Raw genomic sequence first — 23665 nt, 5'->3', positions numbered from 1 at the left:
CCCGGGAGTGTGCGACGGGGCGTGCGGCCGGGGTTCCACGGTGTTCCGCGCCCCCGTCGTCGTCCCATACCGGCCTCCAACCGGCGACCAGGCGTTCCCATACCGGGCGTCCGTACGTTCATTCCCAGCCGGCGCAGCGACGCCGCCGACCAAGGAGGAACAACATGCCCGAGAACACGAACCCGAAGCCGATCGAGGACGAGGACATCGAGGTCGTGGCCCACAGCGAGGACGAGGAGGCCGAGGCCGGCTGCATCGTCAACAACTCCAGCGACCTCTCCTGACCGAGGTCGTCGGGTTCTGAAGCACCGCGCGGGCCACTCGGTTCTCGGCAGATCCTGCCAGGAACCGGGGGGCCCGCGGCCCATCCCGGCCGTACCGCCCGGCCTTCCGGCCCGGCCGGCCGGCCACCCGCCCGCCACCGCATCCGAGGGAGCACGCACGTCGTGAAGATCCTGCTCTGCCCGCTCAGCGACGGCGGCTACCTCTACCCGACGATCGCGGCCGGACGTGAACTGCGCCGCCGCGGCCACCAGGTCAGCGTGCTCGGCCGGTCCACCGCCGCGCCCGTCGCGGCGGAGGCCGGGCTTCCGTTCGCGGCCGCGGAGGACTTCGGCGGGCGACGGGCCTTCTCCGCCACCTGGTGGGGGAAGACGGGCCCGGCGCAGTACCGGGCGACCCTGCGCGCCGCCCGGGACACCGGCGCCGACGTGCTGGTCACCTCCGTGCTGTGCAACGGCGCCCTGCTCGCCGCCGAGAAGCTGGACCTTCCGGTGGTCGTGGTCGGCCTCTCGGTCCATCTGTGGGACTACCGGACGGGGGGCGGCGACGAACCGCACCTGGGCAGGACCCGGGCGAGCAGGACGCTCGACTGCCGGCAGATCCACGCCGCCACGCGCGAGGAGGTCGGCCTGGCGGGGCGCGCGCCCCGGTGGGCGGACGACCCGCTGCCCGGCGACGCGCTGCTGCTCCGGGGGGATCCGGCACTGGAGTACCCGGGCGCGGAACTCCCCGAGCGCGTGACGCACGTGGGCCCGCTGGCCTGGGAGCCGAAGCCGGACCCGGCCGAGGTCGAGGCGGTCACGGACCGGGTGGCACGGTCCGGCAAACCCGTCGTCTACGTCCACCTGGGCCGCTTCTTCGGGGGCAACAGTCTGTGGCCCCGGCTCAACGAGGCGTTCACCGGCGGCCGGTTCCAGGCCTTGGTCGAGCAGGGCCGGTCCACCGAGCCCCGGCCCGCGCCGGACGCCGACATCCTGCTGGTCCGCAAGCCCTGGATGGGCCCGCTCGTCGACCTGGCCGGGATGGTGCTGGCGAACGGCACCTCCGCCCCGGTGCTGGCCGCCCTGCTACGCGGCCGGCCCCTCGCCCTCTCGCCCAACGGCTCCGAGCAGCCGCTGCTCACCGGCGCCTGCGTACGGGCCGGCGTGGCCGTGCGCCTCCCCGCCGCCCCGTCCGCCGATCCGGCGGCGCTGCTGGAGCGGGCGTGGCACGACGACGGTCTGCGCGCCCGCGCCCGCGCGCTCGGTGCCGGCCTCGCCGCGCGGGACAGCGCCTCGCACGCGGCCGACGTCGTCGAGCGCGTCGCCGGCGCGTCCGTACCGCCCGCCGCCCGGACATCCGTACCGCCGGCCGCTCAGGCGCCCGCGCCCACCGCCACCCCGGCGTCCGCAATCCCGAAGGAGGACCATGAGTACGCGACCAGCCGGCCTCGATGAGGCCGTGACGAGTCTGTCCGCGGGTGTGCGGCACTGGATCGGGCAGCACGCGGGCTTCCTCGACTCCCCCGCCGGCCACGCCGAGCTGCCGGTGACCCCGCGCGTCAAGGCCCTCCTCCAGCTCGCGCTGCTGCGCCGGCACTGGGGGTACGCGGCGCCTGACGACCCCGCCCTCGCCGAGGTGGCCGCCGTGGTCGAACAGGCGTGGGGGCGACCGGACTTCCCACGGCTCCTCACCCTCGACCGCCGGTACGCGCGGCAGTTCGAGCTGATGTACGCGGCGCTGGCACCGGCCGGGACCGACGCCGACGCGCCGCGCGCCGTGCTGGCCCGGCTGGCGGCCGACGGCTATCTGGCGCCGAGCCGGAAGTCGCCGTACCTCCATCTGGAGGCCCGGTACCACGCCGATCTCGCGGGCGCCGAGCACCGGTTCGCCTCGTACCGGGAGCTGTACGCGTCCAGCCTGCCGGCCAGGGCCGCCGCGCTGCCCGTGGCCGACGTCGACGTGTGCGTGGTCACGCACACCGTCTTCTACCTCGGTGACTTCGGTCTGCGTGATCCGGGGCTGACGGAGGAGGAGCGGGCCGAGGTGCTCGGTGTCGTGGAGCGGCTCACGGAACACAGCCTGGGGCTCGGCGAATGGGACCTCGTGGGAAAGCTGCTGCTCGCCCAGTTCTGCCTGGGCGCCGATCCGCTGGCCACCCCGTCGGGGGCGGCCGGGTTCCGGATGCTCGCCGACGTCCAGTCGCCGAGCGGCGCGATCCCCGGACGGTCCGTCGTGCGGCGGGCCCCGGCGGACGCGACCCCCGTGGAGTTCTTCAGGAAGTCCTACCAGGCGACGCTCGTCACGGCGCTCGCGACGCTGATCGTCACGAACGGCCGCCGCACCGGCGGACTTTCCACGGCGGGAGCCACGACAGTGCGGGAGAACCGATGACCATCGACCAGGCCATGACCACCGACCCGGCCGCCACCACCGACCGGGCCGCGTCCCCGTACGAAGCCGCCACCACCGACCGGGCCGCGTCCACCGACGAGGCCGTCACCACCGAGCGGGCGACGGGCGGCAGCCCCGTACCCTCCGGCGCGCGCCTCCTCCGGGGCGAGCGTGACTGGTGGTTCCTCGGGCCCGGCGGGGTGGCCCGTCTCGGGGACCGGCACGTCACCGCCGACGGGGTCCTGCGTCCCGAGGCGGCGGACCGGCTGCGCGACAGCGGCATGTTCACGGCCCCCCGGGTCCGGGCCTACGCCCTGACCGTGCTCACCAGCACCCACTGCAACCTGGGCTGCGGCTACTGCTTCCAGAACACCGCTCAGGACGAGGCGGGCGGCAGCCGTCCGCCCCGGATCGCCAGGACCCGCCTCAGCTCCGGGACGATCACGTCGATCCTCGGCTTCACCGAGCGGCAGATGGCGGCCGTCGGCCTGGAGAAGCTCAGGATCCTCCTCTTCGGCGGGGAGCCGCTGCTCAACCCGCGCGGCTGCCTGGAGCTCCTGGAGCGGGCCGCGGACCTCGCACCGACCTCCGCCTGGATGATCTCCAACGCGACGCTGCTCACCCCGTCACTGGCGCGGCGGCTCTCCGACCGCGGCCTGACGTCCATCCAGGTCACGTTCGACGGCGACCGCGCCGACCACAACCGGATCCGGATCGGCAGGGCGGACGGCAGCGGGACCTTCGACAAGATCGTCCGCAACATCGTGAAGGCCTCCGAGGTGTCCCCGATCCAGTGGACGCTGCGGGTGAACGTCTCCCAGGAGACCTTCCACGGCGTCGACGCGCTCATCGAGCGGCTGGTGGGCGCGGTCGACCCGGCGCGGTGCACCCTGTACTTCGCGCGGGTCGGAGACGTGGGCGTCGGGTACGCCAACAGCCTGCTGCACACCGGCGAACTCTCGGCCGCCTTCACCCGGTGGCAGCGCAGGGCCCTCGACCTCGGCTTCACCGTGAGCCGCCCCGGCGCCCGGAAGACCTGCGTCACCTGCGGGCACGCCGACGGCCGCTACGGAGCGGTGGTGAGCGCGGACGGGACCCTGGCCAGCTGCTGGGAGACCGCGGGCAAGCCCGACTGGGAGGTCGGTACGGTCACCGACGGCTATCTGCCCGGCGAGGAGACCCGCGACCGGTGGATCGCCTGCCAGGACCTGTACCGCTTCGACGAGAACGCGCGGACGCTCGCACGGTTCCGCGACGTGGTGGACACGGCCCTGCTCGACCATCTGCGTGAGACGGGGCGCCTGTAGCCATGGCCTCCCCCCTGGAGCAGCTCTCGGCCGGCGCGCTCGACTGGCTGGGACGGAACCTGGAGCACTTCGACCCGTTCTCGACGGGCGCCGGGCCCTCGACGCGGGGCAGGGCGAAGGCCGCGCTGGAACTGGCGCTGCTCTGCCACTGCGCGAGCCGCCCGGACGGCGTCCCCGAGGAGCTCGACGGGGCGACGGCCCTCGTCCGGAAGCTCTGGCAGCACCCGGACTTCCCGCCGCTGTTCGACGAGGACCCGGCGTACGCCTCCACGTACGGGCTGATCTTCGCGGCGCTGGCTCCCGACGGGATCGACGACGCCCTGTGCCGGGAGACGCTCGCCCGGCTCGACCCCGGGTTCCTCTCGTCGCCGGGGAGGTCGCCGTACCGGCGCATCGAACTCCGCTACTACGCGGACAAGGCAGGCGTCCGGCACACCATCGAGCCGTACGCCGACCTCGCCCCGCTGAGCCCGCTGGTCGCGCTCCGCGCCGCCGGCCCCGGGGACACCGCGGGGCCGGACGCGGCGCCGCTCACCACCCCGGAGGCGTACGCGCTGACGCACACCGGCTTCTACCTCGGGGACTTCGGCCGGACCACGCCCGGCCTCACCGGAGGCGAACGGGCGCACGCCGAGGACCTGGTCGACCGGATGCTGCGGCACTGCGTCACGCACGACTGGTGGGACCTGGCCGCCGAACTGGTCCTCACCCGGTTCATCCTGGGGAGCGATCCGCTGCGCACGCCGTCGGGCGCCGCCGCCGTGGAATGCCTGCTGCGGGCCCAGCGGCCCGACGGCGCGCTGCCGGGAAGGTCGGCGGCGCTCGCGGGACCGCCGTCCGCCCCGCCGGAGGAGTTCTTCCGCACGGCGTACCACACGACCCTGGTGACCGCCCTCATGGCGCTCGCCGTCGCGTCGCCGAGGCCGTCATGACCCCGCGGCTGACGCTGATCAACCGCGACTACACCCGGCTGTGGTTCGGCCAGGCCGTCTCCTCCGTGGGCGACGCCGTGTTCAGCACCACCCTGGTGCTGTGGGTGGCGACCGTCCTGGCGAAGGACGAGACGTGGGCGCCGATGGCGGTCAGCGGCGTCCTGATGGCGTCGAGCGCCGCCGTCCTCGTCATCGGCCCGCTCGCGGGCGTGTTCGTCGACCGCTGGGACAAGCGGGCCACGATGCTGCTGAGCGAGGCGGTCCGGGGCGCGCTGGTGGCGCTGCTGACCGTCGTCTCGTTCCTGCCCACCGACGCCCTTCCTGCGGGCGTCTGGCTCGCGCTCGTCTACGCGACGGTCCTCCTGCTGCACGCGGCCGGCCAGTTCTTCTCGCCGGCGCGTTTCGCGATCCTCGCGGACCTCGTCACCGGGGACGCCGACCGCGCCCGCGCGGCCGGCATCGCGCAGGCCACCGGTGAGACGGCGTGGATCATCGGACCGCCGCTCGCCGCGCCGCTCCTGTTCACCGCGGGGCTCCAGTGGGCCCTGCTCTTCAACGCGGTGTCGTACGGGGTGTCGTACATCGCCATCCGGGCCATCGGGACGGGTCCGCCGGCCACGGGCGGGGACGCGCGGGGCGCCGCGCGGAAGCCGGCCTCGCGGCCGAAGGGCGGCCTTCGGCGGGAGTTCACGGACGGCCTGCGCTTCTTCGCCCGCAGCAGGTTCCTCGTCGCGCTGCTCCTGCTCGCCGTCATCGGCCAGTTCGGCATCGGCGCGCTCAGCACCCTCAACGTCTTCTTCACCACCGACAACCTGCGCGCGGAGGCCCATCTCTACGGATACGTGGGGATGGCGATGGGCATCGGCGGCATCACCGGCGCGCTGTGCGCGGGCCGGGTGGTGCAGTGGTTCGGGGCGCGGCGGAGCACGTGGATCAGCCTCCTCGTGAGCGGGGTGCTGCTCGTCGCGTACTCGCGCCAGAGCGGTTTCCTCGCCGGTGTCGCCCTGCTGTTCGTCTTCACCGTCCCGCTCACCGTGCTGAACACCGCGATGGCGCCCCTGCTGCTCGCGGCGGCGCCCCCGGACTACCGGGGGCGGGTGATGGCCGTGTTCTATCCGGTGACGAAGCTGGCGTCGATGCTGTCGGCGGTCCTGTCCGGCTGGCTCGCCGGCTCCGTGCTCCACGGTTTCACGGGCTCGGTCGGAGGCCTCTCGTTCGGCCCGATCGACACGATCTTCGCGGTGTCCGGGCTGATCGTCGTGCTGTCCGGCGTCTACGCCTGGCTCTCCCTGCCCGGCACGCCGACCGCGGACGAGGCCGCCGCGGACACCGCCGGGAAGGACACCGTCGGTACGGCCGCGGCGCCCGCCCACCGTCCGCCCCACCACGAAAGAGGGAGCATCGAGTGACCCCCGACGACGTGCGACCCCCACGGCGCCCGTACCCGCACGCGGAGCGGCAGGACGTCGTCCAGGAACTCCACGGGCTGCGGATCCCCGACCCGTACCGCTGGCTGGAGGACGGCGACGCGCCCTCGACGCGCCGCTGGAGCGCCGAGCAGGAATCTCTGTACGCGGCGGAGCGGGCGGCACTGCCCGGTCTGGAACGGTGGGAGGCGGAGGTCGCGGCGCTCGACGCCGTCGACCGCGCCAGGGCGCCCAAGGTCCGCGGCGAGCGGGCCTTCTGGCTGCGGCAGGACGCCGGCCAGGAGCATCCGGTGCTCGTGGTCGCGGAGGCCGGTACGGACGCGGCGGAGCGGGTGCTCCTCGACCCCGGAGCCCTCGACCCGTCCGGCCGTACCGTGCTCGACTCCTGGGAACCCTCCGTGGAAGGCGACCTGCTGGCCTTCCAGGTGTCCCGGGACGGCACGGAGGACTCGCTGCTCCATGTGATGGACGTGGCCACCGGGAAGCTCGTCGACGGGCCGGTGGACCGGGTGCGGAAGTCGTCGGTGGGCTGGCTGCCCGGGGGCGGGGCGTTCTACTACGTCAGGCATCTGGACCCCCGGCTCCATCCCGGCGAGGAGCGCTACCACCGCAGGGTGTTCCTGCACCGGGTCGGGACGGCGGCCGACGCGGACGCCGTCGTCTTCGGCGAGGGGCGGGACAAGACCCAGTTCTACAGCGTCTCCGTGACCGCGGACGGCCGGTGGCTCGGCGTCACGGCCACGCTCGGCACCGGCCGCGGCACCGACCTCTACCTCGCCGACCTGACCGCCGGGCCGCCCGAACGCCCGCTGCTGCGGCCGGTCCAGGAGGGCAGGGAGGCCGCCACCCGGCTGCACGCCGTACCCGGCACCTCCCCCCAGGACCGGGTGTGGCTGCGCACCGACCGCGACGCCGCCCGGGGGCGTGTCGTCGCCTGCCGGCCGGACGCGCTCCACCGGGGCCCCGACGCCTGGCAGGAGGTGATCCCCGAACGGCCCGACGCGGTGCTGACCCATCTCGTCGTGCTGTCCGGTCCGGAGCTCGAACACCCGCTCGGCCTCGCGGCCTGGACCCGGAACACGGTCGCCGAGGTGACCGTGCACGACCTGGTCGACGGCCGGCAGGTGGCCACGGTCCCGCTGCCGGGCGCCGGCGCCGTCGGCGACTTCTCGGCCGGGCCGCCCGGGAGCCACGAGGCCTGGTTCGCGTACACCGACTTCGTCACGCCGCCCCGCGTGCTCCGCTTCGACGCGCGCACGTGCCGGGTGACGCGCTGGGAGCGCGACGCCCCGGACGCCCGGGAGGTCGGCGGCGCGGTCACCCGGCAGGTCGCCTTCCCCTCACGGGACGGGACGACGGTCCGCATGTTCGTGATCTCCCCCACCGACCGCCCGGACGTGCCGCGTCCGACGCTGCTCACCGGGTACGGCGGCTTCGGCCGCACGATGTCGCCCCGGTACCGCGCCCTGGTCCTCGCCTGGGTCCGGGCGGGCGGGGTGTTCGCCTGGGCCGGGCTGCGCGGCGGCGGCGAGGAGGGCGAGGCGTGGCACCGGGCCGGCAGCGGGAAGCACAAGCAGAACACCTTCGACGACTTCGCCGCCGCCGGCGACCGGCTGGTCTCGGCGGGCTGGACCGAACCGGGCCGGCTCGCGATCATGGGCGGCTCCAACGGCGGGCTGCTCGTCGGCGCGGCCCTCACCCAGCAGCCGGAGAAGTACGCCGCCGTGGTGTGCATGGCCCCGCTCCTGGACATGGTCCGCTACGAACTGTCCGGCCTCGGACCCAGCTGGACGCCCGAGTACGGCAGCGCGCGGGACCCCGAGCTGCTGCCGACGCTGCTGGGCTACTCGCCGTACCACCGCGTCACGCCGGGCACCCGGTACCCGGCGGTGCTCCTGACGGCCGCGGACGGCGACACCAGGACCGACCCGCTGCACGCCCGCAAGATGTGCGCCGCGCTCCAGCACGCCTCCTCGGGCCCCGGACCGATCGTGCTGCGGCTCGAACGCGGCGTCGGGCACGCCGACCGCGCCGCGTCCCGCGCGGTGGCCCTGCAGGCCGAGTGCCTGGCGTTCCTCGCGGAACGGGTGGGCCTCCAGGCCCCGGAGAGGTCGCCGGTGGCGGCGACCTGAGGCGGGGTTGAGGGGGCGCCCCGACGGTGGGGCGACCCGGACGAGCTCGCGGGGTACGCCCGCACGCACGCGTGCCGGCCGGGTCCGGCGGGCGTACGCACGCGAGGGAGGCCCCGGCCGGGGCCGACCCCAGCGGCGCCACGCGCGCGGGGACCCTGCCGGACGGACGCAAGCAGCCCCACGTGCGCGGGGCGTTGGCCATGGGCCCGAGCAGCACCACGCGCGCGGGACCTCCGCCCGCGCAGGCGTACGCACGCGGGGAACGCTCCGCCCGGTACGGGGCCCAGCAGCCCCACGCGCGCCGGGCGTTGGCCATGGGCCCACGCAGCGCCACGCGCGCGGACCCCCGCCCGCGCAGGCCTACGCACGCGGGGAACGTCCCGACCGGTACGGGGCCCAGCCGCCCCACGCGCGCGGGAAGCCCTGCCCGGGGCGGGCCGGCCGCCCCGCACACGCGGGACCCCCGCGCGGGAAGCCCTAGCCGGGCGGGTCCGTGCCGCCCCACGCGCGCGGGGGCCTTGGCCGGACGGCGCGAGCCTCCCGCGCGCGTGGGGTCCGGGTCCGTGGTCGCGCCGCCGGTCAGCCCGGGGTCAGGACCGGCGTTCCCGTCCGGGTGCCGCGTGCGTACAGCCGTACCAGGTGCGGGAGTTCGTACAGAGCCGCGTGCGCGGTGACCTCGCCAACCGGTGAGGTGACCATCCCGGCGTCGATCAGCGCCTCCACCACCCGTACGGCATGCCGCTCGTCGCACCCGAGGGCCTCCGCCGCCTCGCTCAGGCCGAACGGACCGTCCCCCGTGCCCGCCGCCAGCCGCCCCGCGTCCCGGCCGCACTCCGCGGGCAGCGCCTCCCAGCCGTCGGCGAGCCATCGCCGTACGGACACGTCCCCGGAGGTCAGCTCGTCCAGCGCCCCGGCGGGGTCGGTGAGCCGGTCCGCGAACTCCCGCAGCGGTACGTGGCGGAGCACCGCGAGCCGCATCCCGCTGACCCGGACCGCCAGCGGCGACCCGCCGCAGGCACGCACGATGCGCAGCGCGGCCTCCCGGTCGGCCCGCACCCGGCTCGCGCCGACCAGTCCCGTGAGGAGCTGGAGCGCCTCCGCGACGCCGAGCGGCGGGACGGACACCCGGTGCACCGGTGCGAGGCCGCCCAGCTGACCGCGCGCGGTGAGCAGCACCCTGCCCTGTCCGCCGCACGGGAGCAGGGGACGGACGGCGCTCTCCTCGGGAACGTCGTCCAGGATCACCAGGACGCGGTGCTCCGCGAGCCAGTCGCGCCACGCGCCGGGCCCGGAGAACCCCGGCCGGCCCGTCCGTTCGCCGAGCTCGGCGAGGACGGAGGCCTGCGGGCGGGGGCGGCCGTCCGGCGCCCGCAGGGACACGCAGATCCGCCCGTCGGCGTACCGCTCGCCGAGCAGATGGGCGGCGCGCACCGCCAGCGTGGTCTTCCCGGCCCCGGCGGGGCCCGACAGCAGCACGACCCCGGCGGAGTCCTCGTCCTCCAGCACGTCGACGAGGTGGCGCAGTTCCTCTCCGTGGCCGGTGAAGTCGACGAGATCGGGCGGCAGGACGACGGGGGCCGGGCGGCTGACGGCGGGGGGCGCGGCGGCGGGGCCGGGTGCCCCGGCGCGGTCGTCGCCCGCGAGGATCGCACGGTACCGGGCCGCCATGGCGCCGCTCGGTTCGAGTCCCAGCTCCCGGGCGAGGAGCTGGCGGTAGTCGTCGTACACGGCGAGCGCCTCGGCCTGCCGGCCGGACGCGTGCAGCGCGCACATCCAGGCGGATCTGAGGCGCTCGCGCAGCGGGTGCCGCTCCACCAGGTCGCGCAGCCCCTCGACGACGGCCGGCGCGCCGCCGAGACCCAACTCCGTCTCGGCCCAGCTCTCGTAGACCGTCAGATGACGCAGTTCGAGCCGCTCGGCCTCCTCGGCCAGCCGGGGCGACTGCCGCAGGTCGTCACCCAGTGGCGGGCCCTGCCACAGGCCGAGGGCCTGCCGGAGGAGCCGGGCGGCGGGTGCGGGCCGCTGTCCCTCGGCGGCCCGCACGAGGGCGCGGAACCGCAGGAGGTCGAACTCGTCCTCCGCCACGCGCAGCACGTATCCGCCGCCGGTGTGGGTGAGGCGCGGCCGGTCCCCGTCGTCCTCGCCGAGCAGCGTGCGCAGGGCGCTCACGTACACCTGGAGGTTCTTGCGGGCGGTCCGCGGGGGCTCCTCGGGCCAGACCGCGTCGGTCAGCGCGTCGACGGACACCGGGCAGTTGGCGGATCCGAGGAGCGTCGCGAGGACGACGCGCTGCTTCAACGGGCCGAGAGACAGCGGCCGTTCGTCCCGGTGCACGGCGAGTGGGCCGAGGACGGAGAACCGGAGAGTGCCGGGTGACGCTGCGGATCTCGCGGACGGACGCGGCATCGATCGAACCTCCGTAGGGGGACGGGAGTTGGTCGGTCGCTCGATGATCCTTCGCCCGGGACCCGCCGCACATCGGTGCCGGGCGCGTACACTCGCGGCCCCGTCGGCCGCGACATGGGGGGCCCGACCCCCATACGGGCGGGGGCGGCCCCCATCCCGGGGCCGCCGGCCCCCACCACGACGGCCGGACGGCGCCCCCACCTCCCCGGTCAGGCCGGCCGCGCCCGTGCGGCGGCGCCGGCCGGCCGCGCCTGCTCCTCCGCCCGTTCCGCCGACAGCGCGCACAGGGCCGAGCGGTCCGCGCAGCCGGTCTTGGCCATCAGGCTCGCCATGTGCTTCTCGACGGTCCGGGGCGAGATGCACAGGCGCTGCGCGATCTGCTGGTTCCCCGGCCGCTCGCCGAGCAGGGCGAACACCTCGTACTCGCGCGGGGTGACGCCCGCGGTGCGCAACTCGGCCGGGATCCGTTCCCGGCCGCCCCGGCGCTGCGGGACGCTGATCCCCGCCTGCCGCAGGGCGGCTCGGCAGGCCCCGGCCACCGGCTGCACGCCTGCCTCGTGGAAGTACTCCTCCGCCGTCCGCAGCCATGCCACGGGCTCGCCCCAGGAGTCGTCGAGCGCGGCCTCCGCGACCAGGCGCAGGGCGAGGTGCCATGCCTGCGGGAACACCGCCGCAGCGCGTCCGGCCTCCTCCACGGCGCACCGCGCGCCCTCCGGGTCGCCGTCCCTGCCGCGCAGCACGGCGTCCGCCATGCCGAGGAACATACGGTTCCAGGCCAGCTGTCCGCCGGGGGAGGCGACGGCCTCGTGGTACGTCTGCCGGCCGCGGTCGTCGCCGTCGAGGATCCGCAGCAGCGGGCGGAGCCCGTACCGTCCGCTGAGGTAGAAGAAGCTGGGGTGTTCCCGTTCCCAGGCGGTGACCGCGTCGAGTTCGGCCGTCGCCCTCGCCCGGTCCTCCGCCATCAGCGCGCCGACGGCCTGGCAGAGTCCGCGCTGCACGGGGACGAGCATCGACTCCTCACCGCCCGCGCGGCGGAATCTGGCCAGGGCGCGTTCCTGTTCGCGGCCCTTCCCCTGGTGCGCGGCGAGCATGGCGTCGACGAGGAGCAGATAGCGGTGCGCCGACAGGTTCTGGAGGCGGGCGCTGGCCTCCACGGACCGTTCGACGATCTCCCGGGCGCGGTCCCACCGCCCCGCCAGCACGCTCTGCATGGCGAGCAGCCCGTCGACGGTCTGGAGCAGGGCGAGGGAGCCGAGTTCGTGGGCGGCCGCGCGGGCGGTCTCCAGCTGGGTCGCCTCCCCCGTCCGCAGGAACGCGTTGGTGCCGAGCCGTACCAGGGCCTCGGCCCGGCACACCGCGAGCCGGTGCTTCTCGGCGACTTCGAGCATCCGTACCAGGCAGGCGTCGGCCTCGTCGAACCCCCGCTCCCGGGAGAGCAGGGCCAGGAGCTGCCAGGCACGGCAGGCCACGACGGGCCGATCGCCCTGCTCCGCGGTGAGCGCGGCACGTCTGGCGGAACGTTCCGCCTCCTTGAGCCGGGCACGCCCGTCCTCGCCGTCCCGGCCCGGAAGGAGCGCGAGATGGCCCTCGACCACCACGAGTGCCGCCTCCTGCTCCGGGCTCGGCGCGCCCCCGAAGAGGGCGCGGGCCGCCCGGATGCGGCTGCGCGCCTCCTCCTGCTGTTCCGCCATGGTCGCGACCCAGGCGACCTGGGTGTGGGCCTGGGCCCGTTCCTCCGCCGCCCGTGACCCGGCGGGCGCGTGCGGCAGGTCGTCGAGGAGCGTGGAGGCCGTGTCGAGCCGCCCGGACTCGGCTTCGGCGATCGCCAGTCGTACGGTGATGGCGTCGCGTTCCTCGTCGGCGGCGAGCCCCCGGGCGCGTTCCAGCAGCACGGCGGCCGAGCCGGACGCGCCGGCGTCCAGCATCTGCCGCCCGACCTCGGCGTACTGCCGGGAGGCCGTCGCCTTGTCACCCGCCGCCAGCCAGAGCGTCGCCACCAACTGGCGCTCCTCGCCGGACAGTACGCCGGTGGACTCCTCGATCGCGGAGGCGGCCCGCCGGGCGAGGGCGGCCTGCTCGGCGGGCGGCAGCGAGGCCCGGAGCGCGTCGGCCGTCAGGACGTGACGGAAGGTGTAGTCGTCGTGGGCGGCCCCGTCCGGGGCGATGATGCCCGCTTCGGAGGCGGACCGGAGATGGGCGAAGAGGGCCCGGTCGTCGAGCCCGGTCACCGCCCTGAGCGCCCCGACGGAGAACCGGCCGCCCAGGGTGGCCGCGATGAGCAGCAGGTCGCGCACGGGCTCGTCGAGCCGGTCGAGCCGGCGCGCCCAGCTGCGGACCGCGCCCGTCGGCACCGTCGACTCGCCCTGATCGGCGAGCTGCCACCAGCCCTCGGTCCTGTTCAGCCGTCCCGTGTCCAGCAGGTCGGCGAGTAAGACCTCCACCAGGTACGGGTTCCCGCCCGCTCGCTGCGCGAGGTGCCGGTGGGCGGCCGGCGGCACCTCGCCGGGACCGGCGTCGAGACACGCGTCCACCATGTCCCGTACGGCGTCGGCGTCGAGGGGCTCCAGCTCGCGCACCGACGCGGTGTTGCGGAGCTCCGCGGCGAGCGCGAGGTCGAGGGCCGGGCCGGGGTCCGGCCGCAGCGTGCCCACCAGCAGGACCGGCAGGTCCGCCACGTTGTCGACGACGTACTCGACGACCGCGATCGTCTCGGTGTCGGAGTCGTGCAGGTCCTCCAGGAGGATCACGCATCCCCGCTCGCGGCCGAGCACCGCGAGGAGTCTGAGCAGCGCCTCCGCCATCTCGACCAGCGAGATCGCGTACCCGGGGGCCGTCGCGCCGGCCCGCCACTCCGGCACGAGGCCGGCGAGCGCGGGGCGGTACGGGACGAGTTCCGGATCGTCCGGGGCGCCGGCCGCCCGGAAGCGCGAGGACAGCGCCTCGATCAACGGCCGGAACGGCACCACGAGTCCGGTGGACGTGGCGCGGCCGCGCAGCACCGGCATGTCCCGGTCGTACGCGCGGAAGGCGCACTCGCCGGCCAGCCGGGATTTGCCGATCCCCGCCTCGCCGACGAGGAACACCGCCCGCCCGGCGCCCCTTCGGACGCCCTCCAGGGCATCGTCAAGCAGCCCGATCTCGGCTTCCCGCCCCACGATGACCGACGACGTCGCTCGCATGGGCGCAGGTTACTTGCTCCTTTTCGCCGGCGGCAGGGGGCCGGGGATCACCCCGGCCCCCTGCCGCTCCGTCAAGACGAGATCCACGCGACTTCGGCGGGAAGGCTCTATCGAACCAGCCTCAGGACAGCGGGACGGTGCCGGTGGTGTAGGGCATGTCCAGGGAGGCGGCGGCGTCGAGGCCCGACGTCCCGAGCAGCCGGCTGCGCAGTCCGAGGGCGCCGCTCGCTCCGAACGTCACCTCACCCACGGGGTGTTCGTGGGCCGAGGTCTCCGCGCCGGCGCCGCCGTCGACGTACATCACCGAGTCGCTGATCTGCATGGGTCCTCACTCGTCCTTGGTGTCCGCAGGAGTGGTGGTCGTGCCGGGTGGTGCGGTGGAGCGCTGTGCGGGGTGGTGCGGTGGGGCGGGTGGAGCGTTCTGTGGGGCCGTTCCGGCGGCCGGCCGTGGCGCCGGCTAGGGAGCGGGGTCGGACGTCCGCAGGAGGAGCAGGGACGGTACGCGCTCCGGGAAGCCCGCCCGGAGGAGTCCGTGTCCGATTCCCGCGAGGCCGGTCAGGAGCCCGGGGTGTGCCACGCCGTCCGGCGCGCCGCCCCGGGCGCCGGTCTCCTCCACGGACGCGAGGAGCGATCCGGCCCGGCGGATCCAGTGCGGGCGTGCCTCCGGGAGGGCGGGGTGGCCCAGGAGTTCGCACAGTCCGGCCTCGCCGTGGCACAGGCTGTCGTCGGGGGCCGGCCGGCCCCGGCCCAGCTCCTCGACGGTCTCCCGGGACCAGGCCGCCAGGTGCGGATCGTCCAGGGCTCCCGGGGCGTCCAGGACCGCGAGCGCGATGCCGGCGCGTCCCCGGCACCAGGCGGAGTCCCGGGCGGCCTCTCCCCCGGGCTCCTCGGCCGGCGCGTCGACGGAGACACCCCCGTGGCCTCCGTCGACGGCCGCCCGCAGCGCGGTCAGACCCGCGACCCGGTACCGGTCACCGGCCCGGCCCCGGCCGAGGCCATCGGCGGCTCCGGCGGCTCCGGCGGCTCCGGCGGCTCCGGCGGCTCCGGGCGCTTGGGGAGCCCTGGACGCTTGGGATGCGCTTGTTGCTCCCGCGGCCTCGGGCGCCCGGGCCGCCCCCGTCGCTCCCGGGACCTCGCCTGCCCCCGCTGCCTCGGCTGCCCCCGCTGTCCCGGGCGCCTCGGCTGCCCCCGCTGCTTCGGCGAACCGCAGCAGGGCCCAGCCGATCCCGGCCGCCCCGGTCGTGAAGCCCCGTCCGGCAGCGGTGGGGGCGACGGTGAGCAGCCGGTCCGCGCAGGCCGTCGCGGCCCGCCAGGTCTCCCGCGCCGCCCCCACGGATCCGGGGAGAGCCCCCGAACCGGCGACCGGCCCCGCACCGGGTGGCGGCGGGAGCCGGACGGCACCCGCCGCGTGGGCCGCGAGCAGGGCGGCGAGACCGCCGGCGACGCCCGCGCCCACCCCGTACTCCCGTTCGGTCCTCGCCGCGGCCCCGGCGAGGCGGAGCGCGGCGGACGCCCAGGAGCCGACCTCCGGGTCGTCGAGCAGGCGCGCCGTCTCGCCGAGCGCGTAGGCGATGCCGCCGAGTCCGGAGAACGCTCCGGAGCCCACCGCGCCGAGGTCCTCGGGCCGGGCGGTCAGCACGTCGAGCAGACGGGGCACCGGGGCGAGGGCGGTCCTGGCCGCCTCCGCGTAGTGGGCGACGCCGGTGAGCGCGGCCAACTGGGCGAGGAACAGGGCGGGTCCGGTGTAGCCGCCGGCGAGGTCCGCGGGCATCGGGCCGATCCGCCAGTAGCGGTCGTCGAGGAGCTCCAGGCCGATCCAGTTGCTGCGGCGGCCTTCGCGGTACGCGAGGGAGACCAGCTGGTCCCCGACGGACCGGGCCGCCGAGAGCAGCCGCTCGGGTTCCGGCGCGCGGTCCGCCGTACGGGTGCGCCGGCCCGCGGCGGGCCGATGGGCGGGGGTGCGGGAGGTCGTCGCCATGGCGGCGCGCACGATCCGCTCCTGGTCCTGGCGGTCGACCGTGTCCAGGGCCGTGAGCTTCGCGGCGACGCGGGCGGTCCCGGGCAGGTCCGTCCGGCCGGCCGGCGGCCGTTCCGGCGCTCCCCACAGGAGGTTCAGGCCCGGCCGCGCCGTGAACAGCGGGATGTCGCCGTCCCAGAGCTGGGCGATCTCCTCGGCGACGAGGCCGGGTGTGAGGACGGTGCCGAAAGCGTCGGTCCGCAGGGTCTCGAAGACCCGCTGCCGCGCGTCCGCGTCCTTCAGGAGGTCGGGGTGGGTCGACTCGTCGAGCAGCGTGCCGTACATCCAGGTGGGACGGACGACCACCCGCACCTCGTCCGCGTCGAACGCCGTCAACAGGGCCGTGTCGTGGAGGAGTTCCGACCGTGCCGCGCTGATCGCCGTGTACCCGGCGCGGAACCCGGCGCAGAGCGCGTCGATGTGGGCGCCGGGGTCGACGGGCCCGCCGTCGGCCAGGCGGGGCCGGTTGGCGGACTCCCCGAACGTCCCCGCCCTGCGGACCAGGCGCATCCGGTCGGTGCCGGCGTCGGCCCAGTCCGCCCGGGCCACCGGCGACACCGCCTCGTGGCCGCCGCCGACGGCGGACACGTCGAGGGCGCTGTGGTCGCCCACGAGGAGCTGGGGCAGCAGCCCGACGCGGTACACGGAGTCGTGGAGCGCGCGGGCGGCCGGGTCCTCCGTGGCGGCGGCGCCCGGCAGCGGCGGGTGGAAGAGGGTCTCCACGTCGACGAGGACGGGGTGGGCGCCGACGGCGATCAGGTTCTCGTGGTGCAGGTCGGTCCCGTCGAGCAGGTGCAGCAGCGCGAGGAGCGCGCCCTGACGTCCGTAGAACGTCTCGACCTCCGCGGCGGTGGCGCAGGGGCGCGCGGCCACGTACTCCACCCATCCGTAGGCGCCTCGGTCGAGCAGCCGCAGGGTCCGCAGGTCGGGGGCGTCGGGGAGGGCGTTGAACCAGGTGACGACGTCGTTGAAGTGGCGGTGCACGGCGAGCGGACGGGGTTTGTAGACCAGTCGGGTCCCGTCGGCGAAGCGGAGCAGCAGCACGCTGCGGCCGCCGCGGTGCCCGTCGCCCGCGCCGGTCTCGACGCCGACGAGCGCGCTGGGCTCCGCGCCGGGGTCCGGCAGGAGGCCGACGGTCAGCCGGGCGTGATCGTCGGCGAGGCGCTCCAGTGCCTCACCGACGGCGTCCGCGGTGTCGAGCGCCGCCCGTCCGAGGATCCTGGCGAGTACGGGCCGTCCGGCCAGCAGGGCCGACAGACCGCGCCGGGACGCCGTACGCCCCAGGAAGTCGCGGAACCGGGCGCGGGTGTCGTCGCCGTGGAGGCGTTCGGCGGTCCGCGCCTCGTGCAGTTCGAGGACCAGCGTCCGTGCCGCGGCCCGGGCGAGCCTGCCGCTGAGCTGTCGCTCCAGGTCGCCCCGTACGGCGGTGATGTCCACGAGATCCCGCGCCCGCGCTGACAGGCCGCGCTCCAGCCGCTCCCCCGCGCGGTCGGTGAAGGGCCGGAGGACCCATTCGAAACCGCTCAGTCCCGGGTACTCCCCCGCCGGGGCGACGGCCTCCTCGGGTGCGGCGTCGGACGCCTCTTCGGTGAACGCGGCCCAGTCGGGGCGCCGTCCGTCACCGTCCCCGGAGACCTGCCCGGCCTCCCACCACCGTTCGACCGCCGACAGCGAAGCCTCGGCCCGCCCACGTCCCGTCCTCGCCGCCATCGTCCCTCCTCCGCCGCCCGGCCCACCGCTCGGTGCCTGCCCTGATCCTGGTACGGACGGGGGGTGCGCGACATGGGTGACGGTCCCCCATGTTTTCGACCTGACCGGATCCCGCCCGGGTCGAGCCGGGGGCGGGGGCCGGGGGCGGGGGGCCGGTGCGGTCAGGCCGGCTTGCGGGCCTCGATCAGGAACCGTGTGGTGTGCGCGACGAACGGGCCCTCGCCCACGATCTGTTCGTGCAGGTCACGCAGCCGGTCGCGATACGCGTCCACGGTGAAGCCCGGCACCATCCAGATCACCTTCCGCAGGAAGTAGACCACCGCGCCGATGTCGTGGAACTCGGTGCGCAGGGACTCGGAGCGCAGGTCCACGACCTCGAGGCCGGCCGCCTCGGCCGCCCTGCGGGCGTCGTCGGGGTGGCGTGCGCGGCGCACCTCCTCCGGCTGCGGGCCGAGGAAGTACTCGACGAGCTCGAAGACGCTGGCCGGGCCGACCTGTTGGGAGAGGTACGTGCCTCCCGGCCGGAGGACCCGTGCGATGTCCTCCCACCAGACGGTGACCGGGTGACGGCTGACCACGAGGTCGAAGGCGGCGTCGGCGAACGGCAGGGGCGGCTCGTCCTCGTCCGCGACGACCACGGCACCGAGGGGGTGCAGCAGTCGGGTGGCCTTGGCGAGGTTCGGGGGCCAGGACTCGGTGGCCACGACCAGGGGCGGCAGCTTCGGCACCCCGGCCAGCACCTCTCCGCCGCCGGTCTGGATGTCCAGCGCGGCGGTGGCCCGTGCCATCCGCTCGCCCATCAGACGCTGGTAGCCCCAGGACGGGCGCTGTTCGTCGGCCCGTCCCCGCAGCCAGGAGAAGTCCCAGCCCTCCACCGAGACCTCTTCCGCCTCGGTGACCAGATCCTCGAAAGTTCGTGACATGCCCTGATCGTCGCAGGTCGGTCCCCGGACCGGGGGACGGCGCGGGGTCAGGAGAGGTGTTTCCGAACGGCTGCCGAGAGGCGGTCGACCGCCATGATCAGGACGAGGACCACGAGGATGTGGGTCAGCATCTCGTCGAACTGGAACAGTTTGATGGACTGGTTGACGAGGAAGCCGATGCCGCCGGCGCCGACCAGGCCGAGCACCAGCGAGGAGCGGACGTTGACGTCGAGCCGGTAGAGGAGCAGCCCGATCAGCTGGGGGGTCACCGTCGGCAGGAGGGCGTGCGCGGCGATCTGCACCCGGCCCGCGCCGGCCGAGCGCAGCACCTGGGCGGGGCCGGTGTCGGCGTCCTCCAGGGCCTCCGCCCACAGCTTGCCCATCACTCCGACGTTGTGGAGCAGCAGGGCCAGGACACCCGGGAAGGGGCCGAGGCCCACCGCCGTGACGAAGACGAGGGCGAAGACCACGTCGGGGACGGCCCGCAGGAAGGACAGCAGGGAGCGTGCCGCCTGGTAGACGGCCGGGGAGGGAGCGGTGCCGCGGGCCGCGAGCAGGGCGAGGACGAGCGAGAACGGCACGGAGAGGGTGGTGCCGAGGAGGCCGATCCAGAGGGTCACCAGGGCGCCGTCGAGGCTCGGTCGGAGGACCTCCCAGCTCAGGTCGGGCGGGATCGCCTCGGCGAGGAAGTCGGCCATGCCGCTCCAGCCCTCGGCGAGCGCGCCGAAGGACATCTCGGTGGCGTCCCAGGCCAGCACGTGCGCGGCCACGACGACGGCGGTGACGACGGATCCCACCAGCGCGGCCCGCGGGCGGCGCGGCTTGGGCGGTACGGGCAGTCGCCGTACCTCGTGGAGCAGGGTCATCACACGGCCTTCACGATCGCGGGCTGGTAGAGCAGCTCGACGTCCTGGCGCGGCGGGCCGTCCAGGACGACGTGTCCGTCGCGCAGGCCCACGAGGCGGTCGGCGTGCCGGGCCGCGAGGGAGGGCTGGTGCAGGACGGCGAGGACGGCGAGCTGTTCCTCGTGGGCGAGTTCGGCGAGCAGGGCGAGCACCTGCTCGGTGGCGGCGGGGTCGAGCGCGGAGACGGGTTCGTCGGCGAGCAGGACACGCGGGCGCTGGCACAGGGCCCGGGCCACGGCGACGCGCTGCTGCTGTCCGCCGGAGAGGCTGCCCGCCCGGTCGTGGGCGCGGTCGGCGAGGCCGACGCGGTCGAGGCACGCCATGGCCTCCTCGCGCAGTTCCCGGGGGAAGAGCGCGGGGACGAGGGACCGGCGCAGCGGCAGCCTCCCGAGCGCGCCGGAGCACACGTTGTCGAGGACCGTGCGGCGGCGGACGAGATGGATGTGCTGGAAGACCATGGCGATGTCGAGCGGGTCGCAGCGCTCGCCGTCGAGGGTGACCTCGCCGGCCGCCATCGGTTCGAGGCCTGCGGCGGCGCGCAGCAGGGTCGACTTCCCCGAGCCGTTGGCGCCGAGGACCGCGAGGAGTTCACCCGGGGGGACGGTGATGTCGACGCCGTGGACCACCTCTCGCCGGCCGTAGCGGACGGTGATTCCCGTCAGGGCGAGCATCAGACGTCCTTCTCGGTGAGCTTGAGCGTCTCGGCGAGATCGAAGAGGGGCTTGTACGTGGACCTGTCGACGGCCACGAGCGGCGCCGGCGGGTCGACGTCGAGCAGGGCGCCGATCTTGCCGACCTTGTCGGCGGGGAGTCCGAGGAGCGCGTCGCGTACGGCCTTCTTGAAGGCCTCGTCGTGGTCTCCGCGGACGGTGATCGGATCGTTGGGGATCGGCTCCGACGTCCACACCTTGCGGAACTTCGACGGGTCGAAGGTGCCGGACCCGGTGGCGCTGCCGAGCTGCTGGGAGTTGATCTCGGCGGCGTCGACGGTGCCGTTGACCAGGGCGAGCAGGGCTTCGGGGTGGCCGCCGGCGTAGGCGACCTTGACGTCGTCCTTCTTCAGGCCGGCGTCGAGGAGGGCCTTGCGGGGCAGGGCGTCACCGGAGGTGGAGCCGACCGAGCCGAGGGCGAGGGAGTGGCCGCGCAGCTGCTCGATCGTGGTGACCTCGGAGTCCTTGGGCACCCAGATGCCGGCGGTGTAGCTGGACAGCTTGCCGTCGCTGTCGCCGAAGGAGGCGACGGCCTCGGCCTTGGCGCGCTTGCTGGCGAACACATAGCCGAGGGGGCCGAAGATGCCGATGTCGAGCTTGCCGTTCTCCATGGCGAGCACCTCGGCGGAGTAGTCCTCGGTGACGGTGAGTTCCACGGGGCAGTCCAGGCTCTCGCCGAGGCCGTCGGCGAGCACCTTGGCGGCGGGGGTCAGCTTGGCGGGGTCCTCGAAGGGCTCGACGCCGAAGCGGATCTTGCCGCCGGGGCAGGTGGCGGAGTGCGGCTTCCCGGAGCCGCCGCCGCAGGCGGTGAGCGTGAGGACGGCGGCGAGGAGGCCGGCGAGGGCGGGGCGGCGGACGGACATGGAGGACTCCGGTGGTGGGTGAGAGCTGGAGACGCCGAGGAGGGAGCGGAGCCGGCGGGCGGGCGGGCGCCCACGGATACGCGGGAGGTACGCGGGAGGCTGTGCGAAGAAGAGCGGGAGGGGCGGGCTCGTGGCCGATGCCGGTCCGGCAACGGCACGTTTTCAGCCGCCGCCACCCCCGGTCAAGGCCTTGTATGTACAAGCAGTCGGTTGTTCACCTGCCTGTTGACCGGATGACGCCTGTCACTCGGCGTGACTGACGCTCACTCCCGTTCGGCGCCCATTTCGCTGTATCTACAAGCGCTTGCTGGGCCGGCCCTGCGGTCCCCGGCGCATGAGAACACGAGGGCGGGGCAGGCGGACCGTGGGCGGGACACGACGTACGTCCGTCCGACACGGAGAAGGAAAGGACGACGGGGAGCACCTCGTCGTCCCCCACCACCGGAGGAGTTGTCGTTCGCGTGACTGAGCATGCGTGGAGCTATGGTTCGACCTCGGGCCACCTGGCCGGAACGGTCCTGACCGGATACAAGGTCGAGGCGACCGACGGCAGCATCGGCAAGGTCGACAAGCACTCCGACGAGGTCGGCGACGCCTATCTGGTCGTCGACACCGGCGTCTGGATCTTCGGCAAGGAGGTGCTCATCCCCGCCGGTATCGTCTCCCGCGTCGACCCGCAGGAGCAGAAGATCTACGTCGACTGCACCAAGGAGCAGGTGAAGGACTCCCCCGAGTTCCACCAGGAGACCCACCTCGGCGACGCCGACTACCGCGACCAGCTGGGCACGTACTACCACCGCCCCGGCGGCTTCATCTGAGGAGCCGCCCCATGACGGCGCGGGTGAGGGGCCCGGACTCGACGAGTCCGGGCCCCTCCGCGCTGACGGGACACCCGCCCGGCAACGGCAGCCACGGCTCACCGTCGCCGGTGAAGAGCCCGGCCAGTCCCAGCGGGTCCCCCGCCGACGCGCTCTGCGGCACGGCGATCCGGACCCGCCGCGTGGGCCCGGCTGCCTCGATGTCGGCGAGCTGCCCCAGGACGGCGGCCCTCAACTCGTCGTAGTCGGCGAATCCGTGCGAGGTGCCGCTTCACGATCGCGTCGACGCCACCGTCCATCCGCCCCGACTTGTTGGTGGGGGACACCCACGCGTCCACATCGACGTCGAGGAGGGAGCCCCGCCGGATCTCGACCCCGGGCGTGTCCGCGAACGCGGACCGCCAGGCCGCCACCACCTCGTCGTTCACATCGATCAGGACGACCCTCAACGCACCTGCGCGACCCACGAATTCACCCCCCTCACGCGCTCCTTCGAACACCCCCCAGGCTAGGGCGACCCACTGACCACGGAGGGCGGGCGGACCGGCGGGCGACCGCGCCGGAGGGCACCCCTGAAGTGCGCGGATCACCCCCCGTCGTCCCTGGTCGTGGATGATCAAGTCAAGTACGCTTCGAACGCGCCGGGATGCGGTTGGGAATCACCCGGGGTCGAAACGCCTTGGGGGTTTCCCGTGTTCAACGCCGCGATGCTCGATCTGCCGTTTCCGCCGCGCAGCAATCCGCACCAGGGATCCGTGGCGCCGCACCACCAGGACTGGTTGCTCCGTCACGAGGGGCTCGCGGGAGTCGTCGACCGTACGGCGTACGCCCGTTGGGACGTCCCCCGCCTCGCCGCCTTCACCAGCCCCTACTGCGCCGGCGACGACCTCGTCCTCGCCGCGGACCTGCTCAGCTTCTACTTCTTCTTCGACGACCGGTTCGACTCGGACCTCGGCCGGGCACCCGCGCGCGTGGCGGAGGTCTGCGCCCGGCTGACGGCGCTCATGCACGGGGACGGCCCTCCACCCGGCGCCCGCACCCCGGTCGAGCAGGCCTTCGCCGACCTCTGGGAGCGCAGCCTGCGCGGCATGTCGGCTCGGTGGCGGGCCCGGTCCGCGTACAACTGGGAGTGGTATTTCGCCTGCCACCCGGCCGAGGCGGCCGGCCGGCTCTCCGGCCGGCTTCCGGACCGGGAGGGCTACCTGGCGCTGCGCCGTGGCACGGCGGCCATGGAGACCCTCTTCGACATGGTCGAGCGGCTGAACCGGTTCGAGCTGCCGCAGGAGGTGCTGCACCACCCGGCCTTCCGCAGGATGCGTCAACTGGCCGCCGACATACCGTCGTTCACCAACGACGTGCACTCCTACGCCCAGGAGCTCGCCCGGGGCGACGTCGCCAACCTGGTGATGATCGTCCGCGAGGAGCGCGGCGGCACCCCCGAGGAGGCGGCCGTCCAGGTGATGCGGGAGGCCCAGACGATGGTCGACCGCTTCGTGGAGCTGTCGGCCGAGGTGCCCGAGATCTGCGAGCTGCTCGGCCTCGCCCCGGACGCGCGCGAGGCCGCCCACCGGTACGTCGACGGCCTCGCCGCCTGGATCGCCGGCTACCACCGCTGGGAGGTCGACACCGGCCGCTACGGCCACTGATCCGGCGGGGCGGCGCGTGCCGTGACCGGCCGCCC

Annotated in this window: 17 protein-coding genes; 8 read left to right on the top strand and 9 right to left on the bottom strand. The window is 74.8% G+C overall.

The annotated features are described in order from the left end of the window. Positions 1–446 precede the first annotated feature (446 nt). From AMK29_RS24870 to AMK29_RS24845, 6 genes are read left to right on the top strand one after another with little or no spacing between them, the layout of a single operon-like run. Positions 447–1718, top strand: coding sequence for a glycosyltransferase (locus tag AMK29_RS24870; RefSeq protein WP_073816913.1), 1272 nt, complete (start codon positions 447–449; stop codon positions 1716–1718). Continuing rightward, complete coding sequence (locus tag AMK29_RS24865) at positions 1690–2655, top strand: DUF6895 family protein (RefSeq protein ID WP_073816909.1); 966 nt, start codon at positions 1690–1692, stop codon at positions 2653–2655. The genes AMK29_RS24870 and AMK29_RS24865 overlap by 29 nt, the downstream gene beginning before the upstream one ends. Continuing rightward, positions 2652–3962, top strand: a complete 1311-nt coding sequence (locus AMK29_RS24860) for a radical SAM protein (protein WP_073816906.1) — start codon at positions 2652–2654, stop codon at positions 3960–3962. The genes AMK29_RS24865 and AMK29_RS24860 overlap by 4 nt, the downstream gene beginning before the upstream one ends. Positions 3963–3964: 2 nt before the next feature. Then, a complete protein-coding gene (locus AMK29_RS24855) occupies positions 3965–4894 on the top strand; it encodes a DUF6895 family protein (RefSeq protein WP_073816902.1) in 930 nt (309 codons plus the stop codon). Further along, positions 4891–6303 (top strand): MFS transporter, encoded by a 1413-nt coding sequence (locus tag AMK29_RS24850; protein WP_073816899.1) that lies wholly within the window; start codon positions 4891–4893, stop codon positions 6301–6303. The genes AMK29_RS24855 and AMK29_RS24850 overlap by 4 nt, the downstream gene beginning before the upstream one ends. Next, positions 6300–8453 (top strand): prolyl oligopeptidase family serine peptidase, encoded by a 2154-nt coding sequence (locus AMK29_RS24845; protein WP_241845683.1) that lies wholly within the window; start codon positions 6300–6302, stop codon positions 8451–8453. The genes AMK29_RS24850 and AMK29_RS24845 overlap by 4 nt, the downstream gene beginning before the upstream one ends. A gap of 579 nt (positions 8454–9032) precedes the next feature. Here the strand turns inward: AMK29_RS24845 and AMK29_RS24840 are convergent. The 8 genes from AMK29_RS24840 to AMK29_RS24805 form a co-directional block, all read right to left on the bottom strand. Then, the gene (locus AMK29_RS24840) at positions 9033–10859 is read right to left on the bottom strand and encodes an AfsR/SARP family transcriptional regulator (protein WP_073816895.1); all 1827 of its coding nucleotides are present in this window, start codon (positions 10857–10859) and stop codon (positions 9033–9035) included. Between the two features lie 209 nt (positions 10860–11068). Next, positions 11069–14038, bottom strand: a complete 2970-nt coding sequence (locus AMK29_RS24835) for a helix-turn-helix transcriptional regulator (RefSeq protein ID WP_073816892.1) — start codon at positions 14036–14038, stop codon at positions 11069–11071. Between the two features lie 121 nt (positions 14039–14159). After that, entirely contained in the window at positions 14160–14360 is a 201-nt protein-coding gene (locus AMK29_RS24830; protein ID WP_073816889.1) for a hypothetical protein, read from the bottom strand. A 135-nt stretch (positions 14361–14495) separates the two neighbouring features. Continuing rightward, positions 14496–17765, bottom strand: a complete 3270-nt coding sequence (locus AMK29_RS24825) for a type 2 lanthipeptide synthetase LanM family protein (RefSeq protein ID WP_073816884.1) — start codon at positions 17763–17765, stop codon at positions 14496–14498. 161 nt (positions 17766–17926) lie between these two features. Continuing rightward, a complete protein-coding gene (locus tag AMK29_RS24820) occupies positions 17927–18688 on the bottom strand; it encodes a class I SAM-dependent methyltransferase (protein WP_073816881.1) in 762 nt (253 codons plus the stop codon). A 47-nt stretch (positions 18689–18735) separates the two neighbouring features. Further along, complete coding sequence (gene phnE, locus AMK29_RS24815) at positions 18736–19554, bottom strand: phosphonate ABC transporter, permease protein PhnE (protein WP_107422682.1); 819 nt, start codon at positions 19552–19554, stop codon at positions 18736–18738. Further along, entirely contained in the window at positions 19554–20264 is a 711-nt protein-coding gene (locus tag AMK29_RS24810) for a phosphonate ABC transporter ATP-binding protein (protein WP_073816875.1), read from the bottom strand. The genes phnE and AMK29_RS24810 overlap by 1 nt, the downstream gene beginning before the upstream one ends. Then, positions 20264–21166: a phosphate/phosphite/phosphonate ABC transporter substrate-binding protein gene (locus AMK29_RS24805; RefSeq protein WP_073816871.1), complete on the bottom strand. Its 903-nt coding sequence runs from the start codon at positions 21164–21166 to the stop codon at positions 20264–20266. Before AMK29_RS24805 ends, AMK29_RS24810 begins: the two co-directional genes overlap by 1 nt. A gap of 461 nt (positions 21167–21627) precedes the next feature. Between AMK29_RS24805 and AMK29_RS24800 the strand changes: the two genes are divergently transcribed. After that, a complete protein-coding gene (locus AMK29_RS24800) occupies positions 21628–21984 on the top strand; it encodes a PRC-barrel domain-containing protein (RefSeq protein ID WP_073816868.1) in 357 nt (118 codons plus the stop codon). Here AMK29_RS24800 and AMK29_RS36545 read toward each other — a convergent pair. After that, positions 21977–22219, bottom strand: coding sequence for a hypothetical protein (locus AMK29_RS36545; protein WP_158071355.1), 243 nt, complete (start codon positions 22217–22219; stop codon positions 21977–21979). The two genes, AMK29_RS24800 and AMK29_RS36545, sit on opposite strands and share 8 nt — an antisense overlap. 457 nt (positions 22220–22676) lie before the next feature. Between AMK29_RS36545 and AMK29_RS24790 the strand changes: the two genes are divergently transcribed. Further along, entirely contained in the window at positions 22677–23630 is a 954-nt protein-coding gene (locus AMK29_RS24790) for a terpene synthase family protein (protein ID WP_073816865.1), read from the top strand. Positions 23631–23665 lie beyond the last annotated feature (35 nt).

This window comes from Streptomyces sp. CB02261, from assembly GCF_001905665.1.
Lineage (GTDB): Bacteria > Actinomycetota > Actinomycetes > Streptomycetales > Streptomycetaceae > Streptomyces.
The sequence above is the reverse complement of the archived record's forward strand: the minus strand, read 5'-3'. Positions and strand labels throughout refer to the sequence as shown.

Bases quoted from the DNA above. Each gene is read 5' to 3' on its own strand.
- AMK29_RS24865 (WP_073816909.1), top strand. From the start codon at position 1,690: ATGAGTACGCGACCAGCCGGCCTCGATGAGGCCGTGACGAGTCTGTCC.
- AMK29_RS24860 (WP_073816906.1), top strand. From the start codon at position 2,652: ATGACCATCGACCAGGCCATGACCACCGACCCGGCCGCCACCACCGAC.
- AMK29_RS24855 (WP_073816902.1), top strand. From the start codon at position 3,965: ATGGCCTCCCCCCTGGAGCAGCTCTCGGCCGGCGCGCTCGACTGGCTG.
- AMK29_RS24850 (WP_073816899.1), top strand. From the start codon at position 4,891: ATGACCCCGCGGCTGACGCTGATCAACCGCGACTACACCCGGCTGTGG.
- AMK29_RS24840 (WP_073816895.1), bottom strand. From the start codon at position 10,859: ATGCCGCGTCCGTCCGCGAGATCCGCAGCGTCACCCGGCACTCTCCGG.
- AMK29_RS24835 (WP_073816892.1), bottom strand. From the start codon at position 14,038: ATGCGAGCGACGTCGTCGGTCATCGTGGGGCGGGAAGCCGAGATCGGG.
- AMK29_RS24830 (WP_073816889.1), bottom strand. From the start codon at position 14,360: ATGCAGATCAGCGACTCGGTGATGTACGTCGACGGCGGCGCCGGCGCG.
- AMK29_RS24825 (WP_073816884.1), bottom strand. From the start codon at position 17,765: ATGGCGGCGAGGACGGGACGTGGGCGGGCCGAGGCTTCGCTGTCGGCG.
- AMK29_RS24820 (WP_073816881.1), bottom strand. From the start codon at position 18,688: ATGTCACGAACTTTCGAGGATCTGGTCACCGAGGCGGAAGAGGTCTCG.
- phnE (WP_107422682.1), bottom strand. From the start codon at position 19,554: ATGACCCTGCTCCACGAGGTACGGCGACTGCCCGTACCGCCCAAGCCG.
- AMK29_RS24810 (WP_073816875.1), bottom strand. From the start codon at position 20,264: ATGCTCGCCCTGACGGGAATCACCGTCCGCTACGGCCGGCGAGAGGTG.
- AMK29_RS24805 (WP_073816871.1), bottom strand. From the start codon at position 21,166: ATGTCCGTCCGCCGCCCCGCCCTCGCCGGCCTCCTCGCCGCCGTCCTC.